At 74.4% G+C, this 16585-nt stretch carries 19 protein-coding genes and 2 pseudogenes; 12 read left to right on the top strand and 9 right to left on the bottom strand.

The annotated features are described in order from the left end of the window. Positions 1–99: 99 nt before the first annotated feature. Complete coding sequence (locus ACFV0O_RS29705; protein ID WP_380346723.1) at positions 100–369, bottom strand: hypothetical protein; 270 nt, start codon at positions 367–369, stop codon at positions 100–102. A gap of 159 nt (positions 370–528) precedes the next feature. Between ACFV0O_RS29705 and ACFV0O_RS29700 the strand changes: the two are divergent. Beyond that, positions 529–1092 (top strand): annotated as a pseudogene (locus tag ACFV0O_RS29700) (DUF4262 domain-containing protein); the annotation flags it as partial. Positions 1093–1370: 278 nt separating this feature from the next. Here the strand turns inward: ACFV0O_RS29700 and ACFV0O_RS29695 are convergent. Then, entirely contained in the window at positions 1371–1583 is a 213-nt protein-coding gene (locus ACFV0O_RS29695) for a cold-shock protein (RefSeq protein ID WP_350519589.1), read from the bottom strand. A gap of 191 nt (positions 1584–1774) precedes the next feature. On the opposite strand from ACFV0O_RS29695, the pseudogene ACFV0O_RS29690 reads away from it, so the two are divergent. Beyond that, a pseudogene (locus ACFV0O_RS29690) lies at positions 1775–2584 on the top strand (maleylpyruvate isomerase N-terminal domain-containing protein). 19 nt (positions 2585–2603) lie between these two features. Here ACFV0O_RS29690 and ACFV0O_RS29685 read toward each other — a convergent pair. Beyond that, positions 2604–3260 (bottom strand): GPP34 family phosphoprotein, encoded by a 657-nt coding sequence (locus ACFV0O_RS29685; RefSeq protein ID WP_380346722.1) that lies wholly within the window; start codon positions 3258–3260, stop codon positions 2604–2606. A 138-nt stretch (positions 3261–3398) separates the two neighbouring features. Here ACFV0O_RS29685 and ACFV0O_RS29680 point away from each other — a divergent pair, with 138 nt between their 5' ends. Beyond that, positions 3399–3941 carry a hypothetical protein gene (locus ACFV0O_RS29680; RefSeq protein ID WP_380346721.1) on the top strand — a complete coding sequence of 181 codons (543 nt, stop codon included), beginning with the start codon at positions 3399–3401 and terminating at the stop codon, positions 3939–3941. Between the two features lie 113 nt (positions 3942–4054). Here ACFV0O_RS29680 and ACFV0O_RS29675 read toward each other — a convergent pair whose 3' ends face one another. From ACFV0O_RS29675 to ACFV0O_RS29665, 3 genes are all read right to left on the bottom strand, one after another. Further along, a complete protein-coding gene (locus ACFV0O_RS29675; RefSeq protein WP_380346720.1) occupies positions 4055–4978 on the bottom strand; it encodes a hypothetical protein in 924 nt (307 codons plus the stop codon). Then, a complete protein-coding gene (locus ACFV0O_RS29670; RefSeq protein ID WP_380346719.1) occupies positions 4975–5982 on the bottom strand; it encodes an SPFH domain-containing protein in 1008 nt (335 codons plus the stop codon). The genes ACFV0O_RS29675 and ACFV0O_RS29670 overlap by 4 nt, the downstream gene beginning before the upstream one ends. A gap of 202 nt (positions 5983–6184) precedes the next feature. Then, positions 6185–6604 carry a MarR family transcriptional regulator gene (locus tag ACFV0O_RS29665; RefSeq protein WP_360255228.1) on the bottom strand — a complete coding sequence of 140 codons (420 nt, stop codon included), beginning with the start codon at positions 6602–6604 and terminating at the stop codon, positions 6185–6187. A 99-nt stretch (positions 6605–6703) separates the two neighbouring features. Here ACFV0O_RS29665 and ACFV0O_RS29660 point away from each other — a divergent pair, with 99 nt between their 5' ends. Continuing rightward, positions 6704–7528 carry an SDR family oxidoreductase gene (locus ACFV0O_RS29660; RefSeq protein ID WP_380346718.1) on the top strand — a complete coding sequence of 275 codons (825 nt, stop codon included), beginning with the start codon at positions 6704–6706 and terminating at the stop codon, positions 7526–7528. A gap of 206 nt (positions 7529–7734) precedes the next feature. Then, complete coding sequence (locus ACFV0O_RS29655; protein WP_380346717.1) at positions 7735–8499, top strand: VOC family protein; 765 nt, start codon at positions 7735–7737, stop codon at positions 8497–8499. A gap of 66 nt (positions 8500–8565) precedes the next feature. Here the strand turns inward: ACFV0O_RS29655 and ACFV0O_RS29650 are convergent, their stop codons facing one another. After that, positions 8566–9312, bottom strand: a complete 747-nt coding sequence (locus ACFV0O_RS29650) for a GntR family transcriptional regulator (RefSeq protein WP_380346716.1) — start codon at positions 9310–9312, stop codon at positions 8566–8568. A 46-nt stretch (positions 9313–9358) separates the two neighbouring features. Between ACFV0O_RS29650 and ACFV0O_RS29645 the strand changes: the two genes are divergently transcribed. Next, positions 9359–9781: a VOC family protein gene (locus ACFV0O_RS29645; protein WP_380346715.1), complete on the top strand. Its 423-nt coding sequence runs from the start codon at positions 9359–9361 to the stop codon at positions 9779–9781. Then, positions 9778–10539: an SDR family NAD(P)-dependent oxidoreductase gene (locus ACFV0O_RS29640; protein WP_380346714.1), complete on the top strand. Its 762-nt coding sequence runs from the start codon at positions 9778–9780 to the stop codon at positions 10537–10539. Before ACFV0O_RS29645 ends, ACFV0O_RS29640 begins: the two co-directional genes overlap by 4 nt. 54 nt (positions 10540–10593) lie before the next feature. Here ACFV0O_RS29640 and ACFV0O_RS29635 read toward each other — a convergent pair whose 3' ends face one another. Next, positions 10594–11103, bottom strand: coding sequence for a nuclear transport factor 2 family protein (locus tag ACFV0O_RS29635; protein WP_360255241.1), 510 nt, complete (start codon positions 11101–11103; stop codon positions 10594–10596). 128 nt (positions 11104–11231) lie between these two features. On the opposite strand from ACFV0O_RS29635, the gene ACFV0O_RS29630 reads away from it, so the two are divergent. The 3 genes from ACFV0O_RS29630 (at position 11232) to ACFV0O_RS29620 (ending at position 13470) form a co-directional block, all read left to right on the top strand. After that, on the top strand, positions 11232–12098 hold the full coding sequence (locus tag ACFV0O_RS29630) for a LysR family transcriptional regulator (protein WP_380346713.1): 867 nt from the start codon (positions 11232–11234) through the stop codon (positions 12096–12098). A 129-nt stretch (positions 12099–12227) separates the two neighbouring features. Beyond that, a complete protein-coding gene (locus ACFV0O_RS29625; RefSeq protein ID WP_380346712.1) occupies positions 12228–12866 on the top strand; it encodes a ClpP family protease in 639 nt (212 codons plus the stop codon). Position 12867: 1 nt separating this feature from the next. Beyond that, entirely contained in the window at positions 12868–13470 is a 603-nt protein-coding gene (locus ACFV0O_RS29620; protein ID WP_380346711.1) for a ClpP family protease, read from the top strand. Positions 13471–13556: 86 nt separating this feature from the next. Here the strand turns inward: ACFV0O_RS29620 and ACFV0O_RS29615 are convergent, their stop codons facing one another. Further along, on the bottom strand, positions 13557–13949 hold the full coding sequence (locus ACFV0O_RS29615) for a helix-turn-helix domain-containing protein (RefSeq protein ID WP_380346710.1): 393 nt from the start codon (positions 13947–13949) through the stop codon (positions 13557–13559). Between the two features lie 133 nt (positions 13950–14082). Here ACFV0O_RS29615 and ACFV0O_RS29610 point away from each other — a divergent pair, with 133 nt between their 5' ends. Continuing rightward, positions 14083–14883, top strand: a complete 801-nt coding sequence (locus tag ACFV0O_RS29610; protein WP_380346709.1) for a maleylpyruvate isomerase family mycothiol-dependent enzyme — start codon at positions 14083–14085, stop codon at positions 14881–14883. 100 nt (positions 14884–14983) lie between these two features. Continuing rightward, positions 14984–15649 carry a lysophospholipid acyltransferase family protein gene (locus tag ACFV0O_RS29605; RefSeq protein ID WP_380346708.1) on the top strand — a complete coding sequence of 222 codons (666 nt, stop codon included), beginning with the start codon at positions 14984–14986 and terminating at the stop codon, positions 15647–15649. Positions 15650–16585 lie beyond the last annotated feature (936 nt).

The raw sequence follows: 16585 nt of genomic DNA, 5'->3' as shown, positions 1-16585 counted from the left end.
TCTGGGGGGGGGGGGGGGGGGGGGGGGGGGGGGCCGCCCCCCCCCCCCCCGGGCCGCATTCCGGCCGACCGGCGCCGGCCGGCGGTGGCGCGGGCTTCGTCAGCCGTTGTTCCAGGTGGCGCCCGCACCCGTGAACGAGCCGGAGACGCCGTTGTCGTCCGCCCGGATCCAGAAGTCGGCGTGGGGGACGCCGTCGGGGGAGACGGAGGACTCGGCGGCCGCGACCCCGGCGCCGTTCTGGTTCGCAACGAACGCGCCCTTGCCCCAGGCCGCGTCCAGGCCCTCCTGGGCCGAGGCCAGGCCGGCGCAGCCGATGACGAGCGGGGTGGTCAGGGCGGCGAGGGCGACGACACGCTTGAAAGCACGCATGGAAAATCTCCTCCACGGAGTTCATGAGTCGGAAGGGGGCGGCGCCGATCGGCCCGCCGCGACTTCGGACAGCCGCGCGCCGCGACCCCCCCCCGCAAGTGCTGCCACCGCCCGACCGGACCTCACGGCCCGTCAGACACACCGGTCCGACCTGCAGGAATGCGGATCGTGTGCGGACTCCCGGATCGGTCGGGCGAAGCAGGCCCGTGGGCCCTTTCGCGTTCCGGGGGGGCACAGCCGGATTCCCGCCCCCGAGGCGCGTTTGCGCCCGCCCTTCCGGGGCCCGCCCCGACGCGCCGCCAGGGCCCGGCGCCGGCCGGCGGGGCACTGGTCCGGCGAGGCGTTGCTCCCGGGAGGCGGACGTGCGCGAGCGCAGCCGGCACGTGGCCGCGGTCAGGGCAGGGCAGGGCCCGGGTTCGGGGGCCGGTGGGGGAGGGGGCGGCGGACCGGGTGTTCACGGCCTGCCTGTGGCGCCGGCACCGGATCCCGGAGGTCTCCGTGTTCGGTCCGGAGGCGCACGGGCTGATGCGCCGGGCCGACGAGGCCGCCGCCCGGCTGCGTGACGGCGCGTCGACGGAGCTCGGCGCGCTGCGGCCCGACGTCATCGAAGGGTGCGAGTTCAAGCCCGGAGCGGTGGACGAGAGCCGGTACCGGCCGCTGTCCGGTGCGGCCGTCGGCTTCCACCGGAGGGCGCCGGTGCCCTTCGTCCGGCCGGTGTGGCACGGCCGGTGTGGCACGGCCGGGAGCACCGCCGGCCCTCGGGCGAGCGGGCCGGTGCGGGCTGCCGGGCCCGGCCCCGCCTGCCGCGCCCGGCCGACGAACACCCGGACGGTGTCCGGACCGAGGAGGCCCGGGAGGCCCGGACGACCCGGGGGAGCGTCCGACGGCGGGACCTCCGCCGGGGCCCCGGGGCGGACGCGCGATCCGCGGGCGGGCGGGCTGCCGGGCCGCGGGCGCCCGCGGACGGGAGCCGGCCGCGACCGCCCGCCCGGGGCCGGGGCCTACTGCTCGATGCGGACCTTGTCGGCCTGCATCCCCTTCTGGCCCTGGACGGCCTCGAAGCTGACCTTCTGGCCCTCCACCAGGGACTTGAAGCCGCTCCCCTCGACCGCACGGAAGTGAACGAACAGGTCGGGCCCGGACTCAGGGGTGATGAACCCGTACCCCTTCTCGTCGTTGAACCACTTGACCGTGCCGTTCTGACGCTCCGCCATGTCTTCCCCTAGTCGATGTGAATCATTGCCGACCGCGATCCTTTCACGTTCGGTGAGGGAACGAGTGCCAAACGTCACGCGCGTCCCGCTTCCGGCCGCGCGCTCCCGCCGGGCCGCCGGCCCCGCCGGGGAATGGTGTGCATGGGGTGAAGCGGGCGGCGGGGTCCGGATCCCGGTGGTAGGCAGTCGCAGTGACAGCGGAGCTCGCACTCCCCGCCCTGCTGCGGCTGATCGACGAGTGGTCGACCGCCTTCCGCGCCGCGGTCGCCGCCGCGCCCGGCCCGGACGCCCAGGTGCCGACCTGCCCCGAGTGGACGGTGTCCGACCTGGTGCGGCACCTGGGCGAGGTGCACCGCCGCTGGGTCGCCACCGTCGCCGTGGGTCCCGCCGACGGGCGCAGCGAAGGGGAGGGTCCGGCCGCGCCCCGCGAGCGCGAGGCCCTGCCGGCCTGGTCGGCGGAGGGGACGTAGCTGCTGCCGGACGCGTTGCGCGTGGCCGGCCCGGACGCCGGCTGCCGGACGTGGTGGGGCGCCTCGCAGTCGCCGCAGACCGCCAGCGCCGTCGCCCGGCACCAGATCCAGGAGGCCACGGTGCACACCTACGACGCCCAGGACCGCGGGCACCCCGCAGCCGCTGCCCGCCGACGCGGGCACGGACGGCACCGACGGCGTCGACGCGTTCCGGCACACCTGCTGCGCGACGCGGAGCCCCTGGCCGTACGAGCCCGCGGCCGCCGAGGGCCACGCCTGGCGCCTGTGGCTCTCCGCCGACGGCGCGCGCCACCCGGCTGCCCGTGCCCGCCCCGGAGACCGGCGACGGCCCGGACGTCCCCGTCGCCCGCACCCGCGGCACGGCCGGCGAGCCGGTCCTCCCCCGTACGACCGCAGCCCGGCGGACTCCCTGCAACTCGACGGCGGCACACGCCTGTTCGACCTGCTCCGCGCCGGGGAACCGGAGGAGTAAGCCCCCGTCCCCGTCCGGCCCCGTCCCCGCCCGCCTGACAGCCGCCCGCCCGGCTGCTCAGCCGCCGCCGCCCATCCCGCCCTGGGCGGCGACCATCGTCAGGTTCAGCCCGCCCACCGCCCGGGCCAGCCCCGGGGACCGGTCGGCGATCCGGTCGGTGAGCTCGGCGATCCGCCCGGCGTGGGCCCGGCGGTCGTGCCGCGAGAGCACCAGCCGCAGGTGCCCGTGGGCGGCCAGTGCCGCGAGGACGGCGTCGGCGAACGGCACCGCGGCGACCGGGGCGCCGCCGCGGACGAGCCCGGCCACCCGCACCTGGAGGTCCAGGGCCTCGCGCGGGTCCGCCATCGCCACCGGGCGCCGCGGCACGACCGGGCCGTAGGGGTCCCGGTCCGCCATGGTCACCACGCCGAGTACTGCGAGCCGTTCCTCGACGGCCTCCAGGGTCTCCTCGCGGTTGCGCCTGATCCACGACCTCCAGGTGTGCGGCCGGCTGCCCAGTTCGGCGAGCAGGGTGTCCAGGACCGGGTCCGCGGTGGCGGCGGCGGAGACGACCCGCACCCGGCCCGCCGCGTCCTCGGCGGCGGCGCCCCGGTGGGCGAGCTCGGCCAGGGCGCCCGCGCGCACCAGGAAGCCGGCCCGGGCGCGGTCCTGCAGCGACTGGGACCGGGTGTCGAAGGCCAGCAGGTAGACGTCCAGGTGCAGTCCTCGGCTCATGCCTCCGACGATACGGCGCGCCCGCCGGCCCGCCGTCGGCCTCGGGGCCGGACCCGTCTCCACCTGCGGGAGTACCCTCGGCCGCCGTCCGTTAGGATCCTGCCGATCTTGGTCGAGCACGTGTACGGGGGATGTTTCATGAACGGTGGTCCGCGGCTGGTCGGACTCGTCCAGTCGGTACGGATCCAGGGGGCCCTGCTGCTCGCCGTGAGCCTGGTGAGCTGCGTGCCGGCCTTTCTCGGGGGAGCCGGCGAGCCGGACCCGCTGAGGAGCGCCGGCACCGGCCTGCTCCTCTTCGCGACGACCTGCTACGGACTCCAGCGGGCCCGCCGGCCCTGGTACCGGGAGCGGCTGGAGCGGCTGAGCCCGCCGCCGCCGACCGCCGAGCCGGTCCCGCAGGGCGAGGCCTTCGACCTGTTCTCCCGCAGTCTCACCGCGCCCCTGCTCCTGGTGCTGCTGATCGGCCTCGCGGTCGGCTACGCGACGGGGATCCCGGTCGGCATGTTCGTGGCGGGCATGGCGGCCGGGATGCTCCTGCAGTCCCGGTGGCTGGCGGCCGAGGAACGGCGGCTGGGCGGCCGGGTCCTGTGCCTGTACACCCCGGTCCGCGTCCGGGCCGACGACCCCGACGGCCCGCTGTACCGCCGGTCCCCCTTCTGGATCGTCCGCGAAACCCCCTGACCCCTCCACCCCGCTGACCCCTTCATCCTCCGCCCCCGCCTGCCGCACACACACGCCACGGCCGCCCGCGGACGAGCGCGCACGCGCGTCCCACCCGGCCGAGCACGTCCCGCTCAGCCGAGCAGCCGCAGCCGGGTCGCGGCGACACCGAGCCGCACGCTCTGGCCCCACACGAGTTCCAGGGCGTCCGCCTCGATCCCGTCCCCGAACGCCACCAGGTGCTCCGACTCGACCGTGAGCACCAACCGCCGCCCGGCCTCCAGCACCCCGTGCACGTGACCGGTGCCCGTCGCGGGGGAGGGCCACGCCTCCCGGACGAACCAGGCCAGCGCCGGCGCCCCCGGCGCGGGCAGGGCCACCGGGCCGCCGCGCTCCAGCCAGGCCGAGCGGCACCAGCCGGTGGCACCCGTACCGGTGCCGACCAGGACACCCGACGACGCCTGCGCCTCCCCGGCCCCGGCTTCGGCCCCGGCAGCGTCGGACGCGCCGTCCTCCGTCCCCAGCCGGTAGCGCGCCGTCTGGTGCCCCGGCTGTCCCACGTACACCTCGTTCAGCGCCAGCAGCCGCTGCCCGTCGTCGGCCACGGCCTCGACCATGGTCCGCTCCTGCACCGCCCCCTCGCCCCGCGCCGCCGCCCGCAGCAACCCGGCCAGCCCGTCGACCCGGTGACGCACCAGCACGCCGGGATTGCGGCCCGGATCGGCGTCCACCCCCACCACCGGCTGACCGTCCAGGTACTTGGCCACATTGGCCACCAGACCGTCCTGACCCACCACGGCCACCACGTCCCCCGGCTCGAACAGGAACCGCGGCAGGTCCGCCCGTTCGACCCGGCTGCGCCGCCAGTCCAGCGGCACGGCCGCCGCCGCCCCGGCGAGCGCCTGCGCCTGCCGCCGGTGCCGCTCCTCGACCTCCCGCGCCGACCGGCCCCGCGACGCGAGGAAGAACGCGGCCTGCCCGGGCGTGCCGTGACGGGCCACCAGTTCCTCGTACTCGGTGCGCCGGTGCACCAGCACCACCCGCGGGGCGAGCGTCACCGCTGCGCCCCGGGTGCACCGAGCCGGGCCAGCAGACCGGTGAGCACGTCCGGGGTCAGCGTCACGCTGTCGATCCGCGGCAGGTGCTCCGCCAGCCGCATCAGCGCCAGCGCCCGCAGCACCGCCGGATCGGCCTGCTGGTGGGCCGCCAGCCACGCCGCCTCCGCCGCCGCCCGGGCCTCGCCGAGTTCGCGGGAGGCCTGTGCCTCGGCGGCGGCCAGCCGGGTGCGGCGCTGCGCCTCGGCGTCGGTGCGCACCCGGTCGGCCGCGGCCTCCTCCTCCGCCTGGAGCCGCTGGTTGGCGCCCTGCTGGGCGAGCAACTGCTCTTCGCGCCGGGCGAGTTCGATGCGGTTGGCGAGTTCGTTCTCGGCGATGCCGCGCTCGTGCTCGACGGCCACCGCGCGGCGCTCGAAGGTCGCCCGGTCGGCCTCCTGCTGCACCAGTTCGCGGGCCGGGGTGCGCAGCGCCCGTTCGACCTCGGGCTCGGGCCGCAGCGCCACCACCCGGACGGCGATCACGGCGAGTCCGGTCTCGGTGATCCGGGGCTCGCCGGCCAGGCCCTCGGTCATCCGCCCGCGCACGGCCTCCACCCCGTTCGCGAGGGCGCCGGCGAGCGGGGTGCGGGCGAGCAGGCCGAGCGCGTGCTGCTGGGCGGTCTCGGTGAGCAGTGTGGCGAGCTGGTCGAGCGGGGCCGCGCGCCAGGCGCCGGTGTCGGGGTCGATGCCGAAGTCGACGCGGGTGGCGGCGGTGGCCGGGTCGGTGATCCGGTAGGTGAGCGTCGCCTGGACGCTGACGTCCTGGAAATCCGAGGTGCGGGCGTGGAAGAGCATGGCGAGTTCCCGGTCGTCCACCGGTACTTCGGAGATCGCCGCGGTCAGCGGCCGGAACCAGAACGCCAGCCCGGTCCCGTCGTGGGCGACCCGGCCGCGCCGCAGGTGGCGGATGTGCGCGGTGGGAACGGCGCGCAGGTGGCGCAGCCCGAATCGTCTGGTGATGTCGGCCATCGGAGAACCCCTTTTCGTCACGTCGACGATATTGGGCCGCCCCGCTTCTCGTCAAGATGACGAAAATAGATGAAGAGGGAACCCCGGGGAAACGAGGAGGGCGCCGCCGCGCCCGAAGACACAGCGACACCCTCACCCGGCCCTCATCCGGCCCGGCCCTGCCCCGCCCCCCCCGGGGCCGCGGACCCGAAACCCCCCGCCCTCAGGCCTCCAGGACCAGCTGCAACAGCTCCCGCAGCGCCTCCCGCTGGCCCGCCGTGAGCCCGGCCAGCGGCTCGGCGGCGAACGGCATCCGCTCGCGCAGGTCGGCGACCACGGCGCGCCCGGCCGCGGTGGCGGCGACACGCTTGACGCGGCGGTCGGCCTCGTCGACGCTGCGCTCGACCAGGCCCCGCGACTCCAGCCGGTCGATGATCACGGTCACGTTGGACGGCTCCGCGTGGAGCCGCTCGGCGATGCGGCGCGTGGGGACCGGGCTCTCGGCGGCGAGCAGCGCCTTGGCCTGCAGCGGGGTCAGGTCGTGGGCCGCGGCGGCGGCCTCGGACTCCTGGGTGTAGCGGCGGTTGACGGCCGCGAAGAGGCCGACGACCTCCCTGGTGAGCTCATCCGATGGGTCGGGCATGGGGTCCAGCGTAGCCAGGTGCTTGACAGGGTTGAATGTCGGCCCACATAGTTATGGTCCATAGTGGTTATGAACCATAAGCATTCGAGAGGTCACACGATGAGCACCAAGACCGTCCTGATCACCGGCACGTCCTCCGGCATCGGCCTGGCCACCGCCGTCACCGCCGCCCGCGCCGGCTGGCACGTGATCGCCACGATGCGCGACACCGCCAAGGCGGGCGCCCTGCTGGCGGCGGCCGAGGAAGCCGCGGTCACCGTCGACGTCCGCCCCCTGGACGTCACCGACCCCGCCTCGGTCCAGGCCTGCCTGGCCGGCCTCGACCACCTGGACGCACTGGTCAACAACGCCGGCGCCGGCCACGTCGGCACCCTGGAACAGGAGAGCGTCGAGGACGTGCGCGCCGTCATGGAGGTCAACTTCTTCGGCGTCCTGCACGTCACCAAGGCCGCCCTGCCCCTCCTGCGCGCGAGCAGGGGCCGCGTCCTGACCGTGACCAGCGTCGGCGGCGTCATCGGCCAGCCCTTCAACGAGGCCTACTGCGCCGCCAAGTTCGCCGTCGAGGGCTTCATGGAGTCCCTCGCCCCGGTCGCGGCCACGACCGGCGTGGCCGTGAGCGTGATCGAACCCGGAGCGGTCGCCAGCGAGTTCGTCGCCAACGTCGGCCTCGCGGACGACGCCCTGGAGCAGGCCGGACCGTACGCCCCGGCCCTGTCCGCCTACCTGGACCGCACCCGCGGCGCCTTCGCCAACGCCCAGACGGCACAGGACGCCGCGGCCCGGATCGTCGACCAGCTCACCGCCGAACACCCCGCCTTCCGGCTGCTCACCTCCGACGCCGCGCGCGCCTTCGCCGCCACCAAGCTCAAGGACCTCGACGGCTCGGCCGTCCAGGCGCTGACCACCGCCTGGGTCGCCGGATAACACCGCAGCGCGGGCCCGGACACCGCCACACCCCCGGACACCCCCCGAAGCGGACGGTCCGATCGGTCGACGCGCCCTGCGAGGCGCCCCTGCGACCGGCCGCCCGCCGACTACACTCGCCCACCATCAGCCGCCTGACCAGCGAAAACAACGAACGGCTACCCCCGCAGCAGCAGGAAACCGCGTCGAAAGGCAGTGCGTTGAAGGTGACCGAGATCCTCCCGGGTTCCCCGTGCTGGGCCCAGTTGAGCGCCCGCGACCTCCCCGCGGCCCAGCAGTTCTACGGCGAACTGTTCGGCTGGACCGCCGAGACCGACCCGGACCCGCAGTACGGCGGCTACACGACCTTCTCCCACGACGGCGCGCCCGCCGCGGCCGTGGCCCCGCTGATGAACCCGCAGCAACCGGTGATGTGGCTGCTGTCCTTCGCCGCCGCCGACGTCGACCGCACCTGCGAGTCCGCCAAGGGCGCCGGCGCCCAGGTGTGGATGGGGCCGACGGAGATCGGCGACCTCGGCCGCTGGGCCCTGCTCAGCGACCCGACCGGCGCGCCGTTCGCCCTCTGGCAGAAGCGCGGGTTCGGCGGCTTCGGCGTGGTGGACGAGCCGAACGCCTTCGGCTGGGCCGACCTGTCGACCCGGGACAGGGACGCCGCGCTCGCCTTCTACCAGGGCGTCCTCGGCTGGCGGGTCTGGCCGCACGACACCTACCCGATGGTCGGCCTGGCCGACCGGATGTTCGGCGGCGTGATGCCCATGGACGCCTCCTTCCCGCCGGAGGTCCCCTCCCACTGGAACCCGTACTTCACGGTCACCGACGTGGACGCGGCCGCGGCGACCGCGACCCGGCTCGGGGCCGAGGTCCTGCACGGGCCCGTCGACGTGGAGATGGAGAACGGCCCGAGGATCGCGGTGATCCGCGACCCGCAGGGCGCCACCTTCGGCGTCTTCGCCCCCCTCGCCGACAGCTGACCCCGCCGGGCCGGGACCTCGGGACCCCCGCCCCGACGTCCCGGCCCCTCCACCACCCGCCCCCGGTCACCCGCCCCCCGCCGCGCCCCCCGCCGCTGCGCCCCCCGCATCCCCGTCGCCCGTCTCCCCGCCTCCCGCCTCCGCCAGGAGGGCCAGCAGGCTGCGACGGGCGGCGTCGACGTGTTCGGCGGCGAGCCGGCCGAGTTCCTCGGCGTCGCCGCCCGCCCGCAGCAGGCGGGCGAGCTCGCGGTGCTCGTCGACGACCAGCGCCCGGTACCGGCCGCGGGCGAGCGAGACCCGCTGCAACTGGAACAGGAACACCTGGGAGCGCACGGCCTGCCAGGCCGCGGTGAGCCGGCCGTTCCCGGCGGCCTCGTAGACGCGGTCGTGGAAGGCCATGTCCAGGGCGAGCAGCCGCGGCACCCCGGCGCCGGCGGCCAGTTCGGCGGCCATCCCGTCGACGAGCCGGTCGAGTCCGTCGAGCTGTTCCGGCGTCGCCCGGCGCATCGCGGTGACGGCCGCCAGCCGGTCGAGCGCGGCGCGCACCCGGTAGACCTCCTCCACGTCGACGGCGCTCGCCGCCACGACGGTGGTCGGCCGGTGCCAGCCGGTGCGGATCAGCCCCTCGTGCTCCAGCCGGGCGAGCCCTTCACGCACCGCCCCGCGGCTCACGCCCAGCGACTCGGCGAGGTCGACCTCCCGCAGCGGGGCGCCGGGCGGGAAACGCCCGTCGAGGATCGCGTCGCGCACCCGGTCCGCGACCTCGTCGGCGAGCCCGCGCCGGACCGCCTTCCGCAGGGGTTCATCATTCATGTCCGAATGTTGACATCAGCAGGGTGCGGGGATCAAGGTGAGGGCCATGACCCGTCCCGCCTTTCACCTCGCCGTCCCCGTCGACGACCTGGCCCGCGCCCGCGCGTTCTACGGCGGCGTGCTCGGACTCCCGCAGGGCCGCTCGACCGACGGCTGGGTCGACTGGGACCTCCACGGCCACCAACTGGTGACGCACCTCGTCCCCGAGCACCGCCCCGAACCCGCCGGGCACGGCACCGTCGACGGCCGCCCCGTCCCCGTGCCGCACTTCGGACTGGTACTGGACGTCGACGCCTTCCACGCCCTCGCCCGGCGACTGGCCGACGCCGGCACCGGGTTCGTCATCGAGCCCACCCTGCGCTTCGCCGGACAGCCCGCCGAGCAGTGGACCATGTTCCTGCTCGACCCGGCCGGGAACGCCCTGGAGTTCAAGGCGTTCCGCGACGAGACCCGGATGTTCGCCCGATGAGGGGCGTCCTGGTCACCGGTGCCTCCCGGGGCATCGGCCGGGCCGTGGCGCACGCGTTCGCCGCCCGGGGCGACCGCGTCGCCGTGCACTACGTCTCCAGCCGCGCCGGGGCCGAGGAGACCCTGGCCGCGCTGCCCGGCGAGGGACACCTCCTGGTGGACGGCGACCTCGGCGACCCCACCGCCGTCCAGCGGATCGCCGAGACCGCCGACGCCGGGCTCGGCGGGGTGGACGTCCTGGTCAACAACGCCGCCGTGGCCACCGCGGAGACGAACGCCCACCACCCGGCCGAAGCGTCCTACGACGACTGGCAGCAGGTCTGGCGCCGCATGGTCGACGTCAACCTGCTCGGCGCCGCCAACCTCAGCCACTGCGTCGCCCGCCGCCTCATCGCCCGCGGCGCACCCGGCCGGATCGTGCACATCGGCTCGCGCGGCGCCTTCCGCGGCGAACCGGACCACCCCGCGTACGGCGCGAGCAAGGCCGCGCTGCACGCCCTCGGCCAGTCCCTGGCCGTCGCCCTGGCCCCGCACGGCATCTCGGTGACCTCGGTCGCCCCCGGCTTCACCGCCACCGACCGCGTCGCCGAACGCCTCACCGGCCCGTCCGGCCCGGCCCTGCGCGCACAGAGCCCGTTCGGACGGGTCGGCACCCCGGAGGAGGTCGCCGCAGCCGTCCTCTACCTGGCCTCGCCCGAGGCGACCTGGGCCTCCGGCACGGTCCTCGACCTCAACGGCGCATCCCACCTGCGCCTGTGACCCGCCCCCGCCCCCGCCCCCGCCCCCGCCCCTCCCCACCCCACCCCGCCGCCGTCAGCCGCCGAAGACGGCCTTCGGATCCCCGGTGAACCAGGCGTTGTCGATGCGCATCCGCCGGATGAGCCAACGACCACCCTCACGCACCAGATCCACCGTGTAGGGGTTCTTGAGCAGGGCGTGCGTACCCGGCTCACCGACGAGCAGGTGCTGCGCCTCGACCAGCGCGGTGAGCCTGGCGGTGTCCCCGTCGACACCGACGCGCGGGTTGGTGACCTGGTGGGTGGTGTCCACCCGGCCGGCGAACATCGCCAGGATGGCGTCCACGATGAAGTCCCGACCGGTCATCAGGGGCGGCTCGCCACCCCAGCGCGCCGCGGCCGGACGGAAGTCCAGCTCCGCGTCGGCGGTGAAGGCCGAGGCGAACAGCTCACGGTCCTTCAGGTCCTGCCCGAGGGCGAACCGCAGGAGGGCGTCCGTGATCTCGGCACGGTCGCGCAACTCGCCGACGACCGCGGCGATGTCGTCGGGCCGCGCGGTCAGGGCCTGCAGGGGCTCGGTCGTCATGATGTCCTCCGGTGGAATCGGTGAAAGCGGCCGGGTTTCGACGTCCCCCACTCTGCTGCCGTGACCGATGGCGAACAACGCCCTTCTGCGCAATGATCGTTGACTCGGGCTTGACGACGGGGTGGCGCGTGATCGAGCGGTACGAGGTGGAGTCGTTTCTGGTGCTCGCGGAGGAACTGCACTTCGGGCGCACCGCCGAGAAGCTGCGGGTGTCCACCGCGCGGGTCAGCCGGACCATCCGCAAACTGGAACGACGGGTGGGCGCCGCCCTGTTCGACCGCACCAGCCGCCGCGTCGAACTCACCCCGCTCGGCCGCGCGTTGGCCGACGACCTGAGGCCGGCCTGGCAGGCCGTCGAAGCGGCCCTCCAAAGCGCCGTCGAAGCCGGGCGCGGCCTGTCCGGCAGCCTCCAGGTCGCCTACGTCGGCGCGGCCGCCGGCCAACTCCTCATCGGGATCACCCAGTTGTTCCGTGAACGGGCCCCCGACTGCGACGTCCGGCTACGCGAGGCCCGGATGACCGAGACGACCCGCTGGCTGCGCGACGGCGACGCCGACCTGTGCCTCGGCCCCCTCCCGGTGCACGAACCCGACCTCATCTGCGGACCGCCCCTGGTCCGCGAGGCCCGCATGCTCGCGGTCCCCGCCGGACACCCCCTCGACCGCCCGCACGGCGCCACCACCGAGGACCTGACGAACCTCCCGGTGATCCGACTGCGGGACGGCACCGCCGTCCCGCCACCCCTCCCACCGGGCCCGGCAGCCGACAGCATCCAGGAAGCACTCACACTCGTCGGCGCCGGCCACGGCGTCCTGCCCGTCGGCGCCCACACCCGCCGCTACTACCCGCGCCCCGACATCGCCTACGTCGCCCTCGCCGACGCACCACCCCTCGAATGGGGCCTGATCTGGCCGCAGAGCCGCACCACCGCCCGCGTCCGCGCCTTCACCCGCGCCGCAACCGACCTGGTCACCGACCCCACCCCCACCCCCTGACCCCCTCCGCCCACCCCCTGACCCCCTCTGCCCCTGGCGAATCTGCGCCAAGCAGAGAAACCCCATCCCCGAACCCCCCGGAGGCAAGAGTGGAGCCGACGGCACACCCGCCCCCGACGAGGAGACCGGATGACCCCCCTCACCACACCCCGACCCCACGCACAGGACGACGACACACCCCTCAGCCGCTTCGACGACCACCTCGCGGCCCACCTGCTCGCCCAGCGGATCGTCCTCCTCGGCACCCAGGTCGACGACGTCTCCGCCAACCGGGTCTGCGCACAACTGCTGCTCCTCTCGGCCGAGGACCCGCGCACCGACATCAGCCTGTACATCAACAGCCCCGGCGGATCGGTCACCGCCGGCCTGGCCATCCACGACACCATGCAGCTCATCCCGAACGACGTCACCACGCTCGCGATGGGATTCGCCGCCAGCATGGGCCAGTTCCTCCTCACCGTCGGAGCCCCCGGCAAGCGCTTCGCACTGCCGAACGCGCGGATCATGATGCACCAGCCCTCGGCCGGCATCGGCGGCACCGCCGCGGACATCGAGATCCAGGCACAGAACCTGGAGTACACCAAACAGGCCATCGAACGGATCACCGCCGCACACACCGGCCAGAGCGAGGAGACGATCGCGCGCGACGGCGACCGCGACCGCTGGTTCACCGCCGAACAGGCCCGCCAGTACGGCATCGTGGACCGGGTGGTGCAGTCGCTCGCCGACATCCGCCCGGCCGCACCGCACCGACGGATGGGACTGTGACATGAGCTCCTACCCCGTTCCCTACGTCATCGAGCGCACCGCACAGGGCGAGCGCTCCTACGACGTCTTCAGCCGACTCCTGAACGAACGGATCGTCTTCCTCGGCACCGGGATCGACGACGGCGTCGCCAACGTCGTCATCGCCCAACTCCTGCACCTGGAGTCCGCGAACCCGGAACGCGAGATCTCGATCTACCTCAACTCGCCCGGCGGATCCTTCACCGCCCTGATGGCGATCTACGACACGATGACCTTCATCCAGTCACCGATCTCCACCTTCTGCGTCGGCCAGGCGGCATCCACCGCGGCCGTCCTCCTGGCCGGCGGCGACCCGGGACGACGGTTCGTGCTCCAGCACGCCCGGGTCCTGCTCGGCCAGCCGGCCAGCGCGGGCCGCCAGGGGACGGTCTCCGACCTCAGCCTCGCGGCCAAGGAAGTGATCCGCATCCGCTCGCAGGTCGAGGAGGTCCTGTCCCGGCACACCCACCACGACGCCGCGACGCTGCGCGCCGACCTGGACCGCGAAAAGATCCTCACCGCCGAGGAGGCCGTCGCCTATGGCCTCGCCGACCAGGTGCTCACCCGACGACTCGCCCTCACCTGACCCCTCCCCTCACCTGACCCCTCCCCTGATTCCTCCCCTCACCCGACCCCGCACCGGCGGCGCCCACCGGCCCCGCCGGTGCGGGGTCACGCGACCAGGCACAGACCGTCGTGCCGCCCCGTCGACGCACGCCCCCGGCGCCCCCGCTCCACCCGGTTCCGCGCAGACCGCACCAGCTCCTCCTGAGCGAGCGACAGCACATCGGCCAGGCCCAGCCCGAGCGCCCGGGCGGCAGCCGCGAGCACCTCGGACGACGCCTCCTTGCGCCCGCGCTCCAGCTCCGACAGGTAGGGCATCGAGATCCGGGCCGCCTGCGCGACGTCCTTCAGGGTGCGCTCCTGCGCGAGCCGCTCGCGCCGCAGCACACCACCGACGAGGTCGCGCCACAGCGGCTCCCTCACCGCGGGTGCCTGCGCGGGCGGCGGGCCCTGCGGACGCAGGGGGATGACGCGGGCTTCGTCCGGCGCATGAGTGCTCACCCCATCAGCCTAAGGATCCGAGGCCCCGTGGGAAGACAGCGGCATTCCGCTCTGGGTGAAGCCGATGCCATCACGCCCCCGACCACGCCACGGGTCTGGACAGCGACCCCGGAGTCGGCCAGTGTTCACCACCATGACCCTCCCGCCCCCCGAGCGCACCGCGCTCCTCGCAGCGGTCACCGCACTCGGCGACGAGGCCGTCACCCTCCTCGCCGACAGCCGCGGCGACACCCCGATACCCGGCGCCGAGTGGACGGTCGCCGAGGCCGCCGCCCACCTCGCCATGGCCAACGAACTGATGGCCGCCCTCGCCGCCGGAGAGGAACGCCCCTACGGCGACGGCACCGCGGGCTCACTGGCCGCCGCCAACGAAGCCGCCCTGGCCGCCCGCCCCGAACGCGACCCGGCCGCCCTTGCCGAGGAGATCGCCCGACAGGCACACCGGTTCACCACGGCAGCCGCCCCACGCACCGGCACCGACCCGGTACGGACCCCGCTCGGTCCGATGGACCTGGACACCCTCGCCGCCTACCTCCTGACCCACATGCTCGGCCACCTCTACGACATCGCCCTGGCCCTGCACCGCCCACACCCCATCGACCGCCACCGCGTCGCCCTGACCCTGCCCTTCCTGCGCACCGTCATGCCACGGGTCACCAACCCCCACACCACGGCCGGCCACAACGCCTGCTACCGGCTACGGGTACGCGGCCTGGACACCTTCACCGTGACCTTCACGGACGGAACCGCCACGGTGACCCAGGACCCGCCCCGACGCCCGGACTGCACGATCCTCACCGAGCCGGTCGCGTTCCTCCTCATCGCACTGGGCCGCTACACCGCCATCGACGCCCTCACCCGCGGCAAAGTCCTCGCCTGGGGCCGCCGGCCATGGCTGGCCCCGACCTTCCCCACCCTCTTCACCGCCCCCTGACGTACCCGGACCGATCTGAGTACGCCTACTCAAGCTGCCCGGCACCGACGGCCGCGAGGATGGCGGTACCACCCCGCCGAAGGCCACGAAGGAACCACCCATGCTCAGCCGGATCGCCAGCACCCTGATCCCCGTCCTCGGCCGTCTGTCCGTCACCTCCGACATCCCGGGCCCCATCGCCCCGGGCAGCATCGTCGCCGCCAACCACAGCTCACTCGCCGACCCCGGCGTCGTCCTGGCCGCACTGCGCCGGCTGGGCACCGAACCCGTGGTGATGGCCGCCGCCGGACTGTGGCGGATACCCCTCCTCGGCACGGTCCTACGGGCCGGCGGACACATCCCCGTCCACTGCGGCACCGCCCACGCCGCCACCGCCCTCGACACCGCGGCAGCCGCACTCGCCGCCGACCGCGTCGTCCTCATCTACGGCGAAGGCGGCCTCCCGAAACACCGAGACTCCCACGACAGCGAGCCCCGCCCCTTCCGCACCGGCCTGGCCCGACTCGCAGCGGCAAGCGGTGCCCCCGTCGTCCCCCTCGGCCAGTACGGCGCCCGCCGCCTCAGCTCCGGCAGCGCCGCCAAACAACTCGCCGGATTCGCCACCGCCCCACTGCGCCGCCCCACCCTGCACGTCCACCTCGGTACCCCCCTCCACCTCGAAGGCGACATCACCGAGGCAACAACCACCGCCCACCACGCCGTCACCGCAGCCTGGACCACCGCAGCCCACCACCTGCACGCCGACACCCACCCCACCGAATCCTGACCTGATCCTCCGGCCCACCACCTCCCCAGCGCCGCGCCGCCGCCCCGCGCCTCCGAACACGCGAGTCCCCACCCCGCTCCGCGCAGGATCCCCTGACACACCCATTCTGATACATCAGGCCGATCCCCACATCGAGAGGCAGCAGCCGAAGCCACGCTCCAGGCTCGTCAGCCCGGACGAACCCGGGCGGGAGCACAACCAATCCACAAAGCGCCAACGCCCCAGCCAGACTGATCCGAAATCAACTGAAGCCACCACTCAACGACTTAGACGCACACCAGCCCCCTCGCACCATGAAGCGAAGCGGAGCAGTGCCAGGCGTGAAGCAACACGATGGGAAGCCGACTACGGGGCTCCACGTAGCGGAGCAGGTTCAGAACAGCCGACCGGGCGAGCTGGACGAGGAATTCAGGAAGGCACCGCACTCGGGACCGAACCACCCGAGCCCCACGGAGCGAGGTCCAGCCCGAGCGCAAAACCTGGGCCCATCTTCGGTCCAACTCAAGCACCAGCTCAGGGAGCAAGCCCCAGTCGCCAGGCCCGTGGAGCGAAGCGGAGCGGGGCCGGCAACCTCAGGGAGAGCGGCCGGGCGAACTCAGGAGAGCACCCAGGCCCCGGCTATTTTCCTCATGGAGCGAAGCGGAGTGAGACTCATTGCTCAAAGGGTGAGCAACTTTTCATGGGGCATCAGTGGCCTCATGAAGCGAAGCGGAGTGAGGCCGGCCCGAGCGCGAAGCGCCGGGCCCGGCGGGCGGCGGCCCGCGGCGCGGGCCCGCGGGGGCGCGCGCGCCGCCGGCCGGGGGCCGCGGTCCGGCCGGGGCGGGGCCCGGGTTCGGGGGCCGGTGGGGGTGGGGGCGGCGGACCGGGTGTTCACGGCCTGCCTGTGGCGCCGGCACCGGATCCCGGAGGTCTCCGTGTTCGGTCCGGAGGCGCACC

Origin of the sequence: Kitasatospora sp. NPDC059577, assembly GCF_042735475.1 — a bacterium.
Classification (GTDB): domain Bacteria; phylum Actinomycetota; class Actinomycetes; order Streptomycetales; family Streptomycetaceae; genus Kitasatospora.
Note: the sequence above shows the minus strand (reverse complement) of the source record. Positions and strands in the feature narration are given on the sequence as shown.

Coding starts and splice junctions, on each gene's coding strand:
- ACFV0O_RS29705 (WP_380346723.1), bottom strand. CDS start 369: ATGCGTGCTTTCAAGCGTGTCGTCGCCCTCGCCGCCCTGACCACCCCG.
- ACFV0O_RS29695 (WP_350519589.1), bottom strand. CDS start 1,583: ATGGCGGAGCGTCAGAACGGCACGGTCAAGTGGTTCAACGACGAGAAG.
- ACFV0O_RS29685 (WP_380346722.1), bottom strand. CDS start 3,260: ATGAGCCGAGGACTGCACCTGGACGTCTACCTGCTGGCCTTCGACACC.
- ACFV0O_RS29680 (WP_380346721.1), top strand. CDS start 3,399: ATGAACGGTGGTCCGCGGCTGGTCGGACTCGTCCAGTCGGTACGGATC.
- ACFV0O_RS29670 (WP_380346719.1), bottom strand. CDS start 5,982: ATGGCCGACATCACCAGACGATTCGGGCTGCGCCACCTGCGCGCCGTT.
- ACFV0O_RS29665 (WP_360255228.1), bottom strand. CDS start 6,604: ATGCCCGACCCATCGGATGAGCTCACCAGGGAGGTCGTCGGCCTCTTC.
- ACFV0O_RS29660 (WP_380346718.1), top strand. CDS start 6,704: ATGAGCACCAAGACCGTCCTGATCACCGGCACGTCCTCCGGCATCGGC.
- ACFV0O_RS29650 (WP_380346716.1), bottom strand. CDS start 9,312: ATGAATGATGAACCCCTGCGGAAGGCGGTCCGGCGCGGGCTCGCCGAC.
- ACFV0O_RS29645 (WP_380346715.1), top strand. CDS start 9,359: ATGACCCGTCCCGCCTTTCACCTCGCCGTCCCCGTCGACGACCTGGCC.
- ACFV0O_RS29640 (WP_380346714.1), top strand. CDS start 9,778: ATGAGGGGCGTCCTGGTCACCGGTGCCTCCCGGGGCATCGGCCGGGCC.
- ACFV0O_RS29635 (WP_360255241.1), bottom strand. CDS start 11,103: ATGACGACCGAGCCCCTGCAGGCCCTGACCGCGCGGCCCGACGACATC.
- ACFV0O_RS29625 (WP_380346712.1), top strand. CDS start 12,228: ATGACCCCCCTCACCACACCCCGACCCCACGCACAGGACGACGACACA.
- ACFV0O_RS29620 (WP_380346711.1), top strand. CDS start 12,868: ATGAGCTCCTACCCCGTTCCCTACGTCATCGAGCGCACCGCACAGGGC.
- ACFV0O_RS29610 (WP_380346709.1), top strand. CDS start 14,083: ATGACCCTCCCGCCCCCCGAGCGCACCGCGCTCCTCGCAGCGGTCACC.
- ACFV0O_RS29605 (WP_380346708.1), top strand. CDS start 14,984: ATGCTCAGCCGGATCGCCAGCACCCTGATCCCCGTCCTCGGCCGTCTG.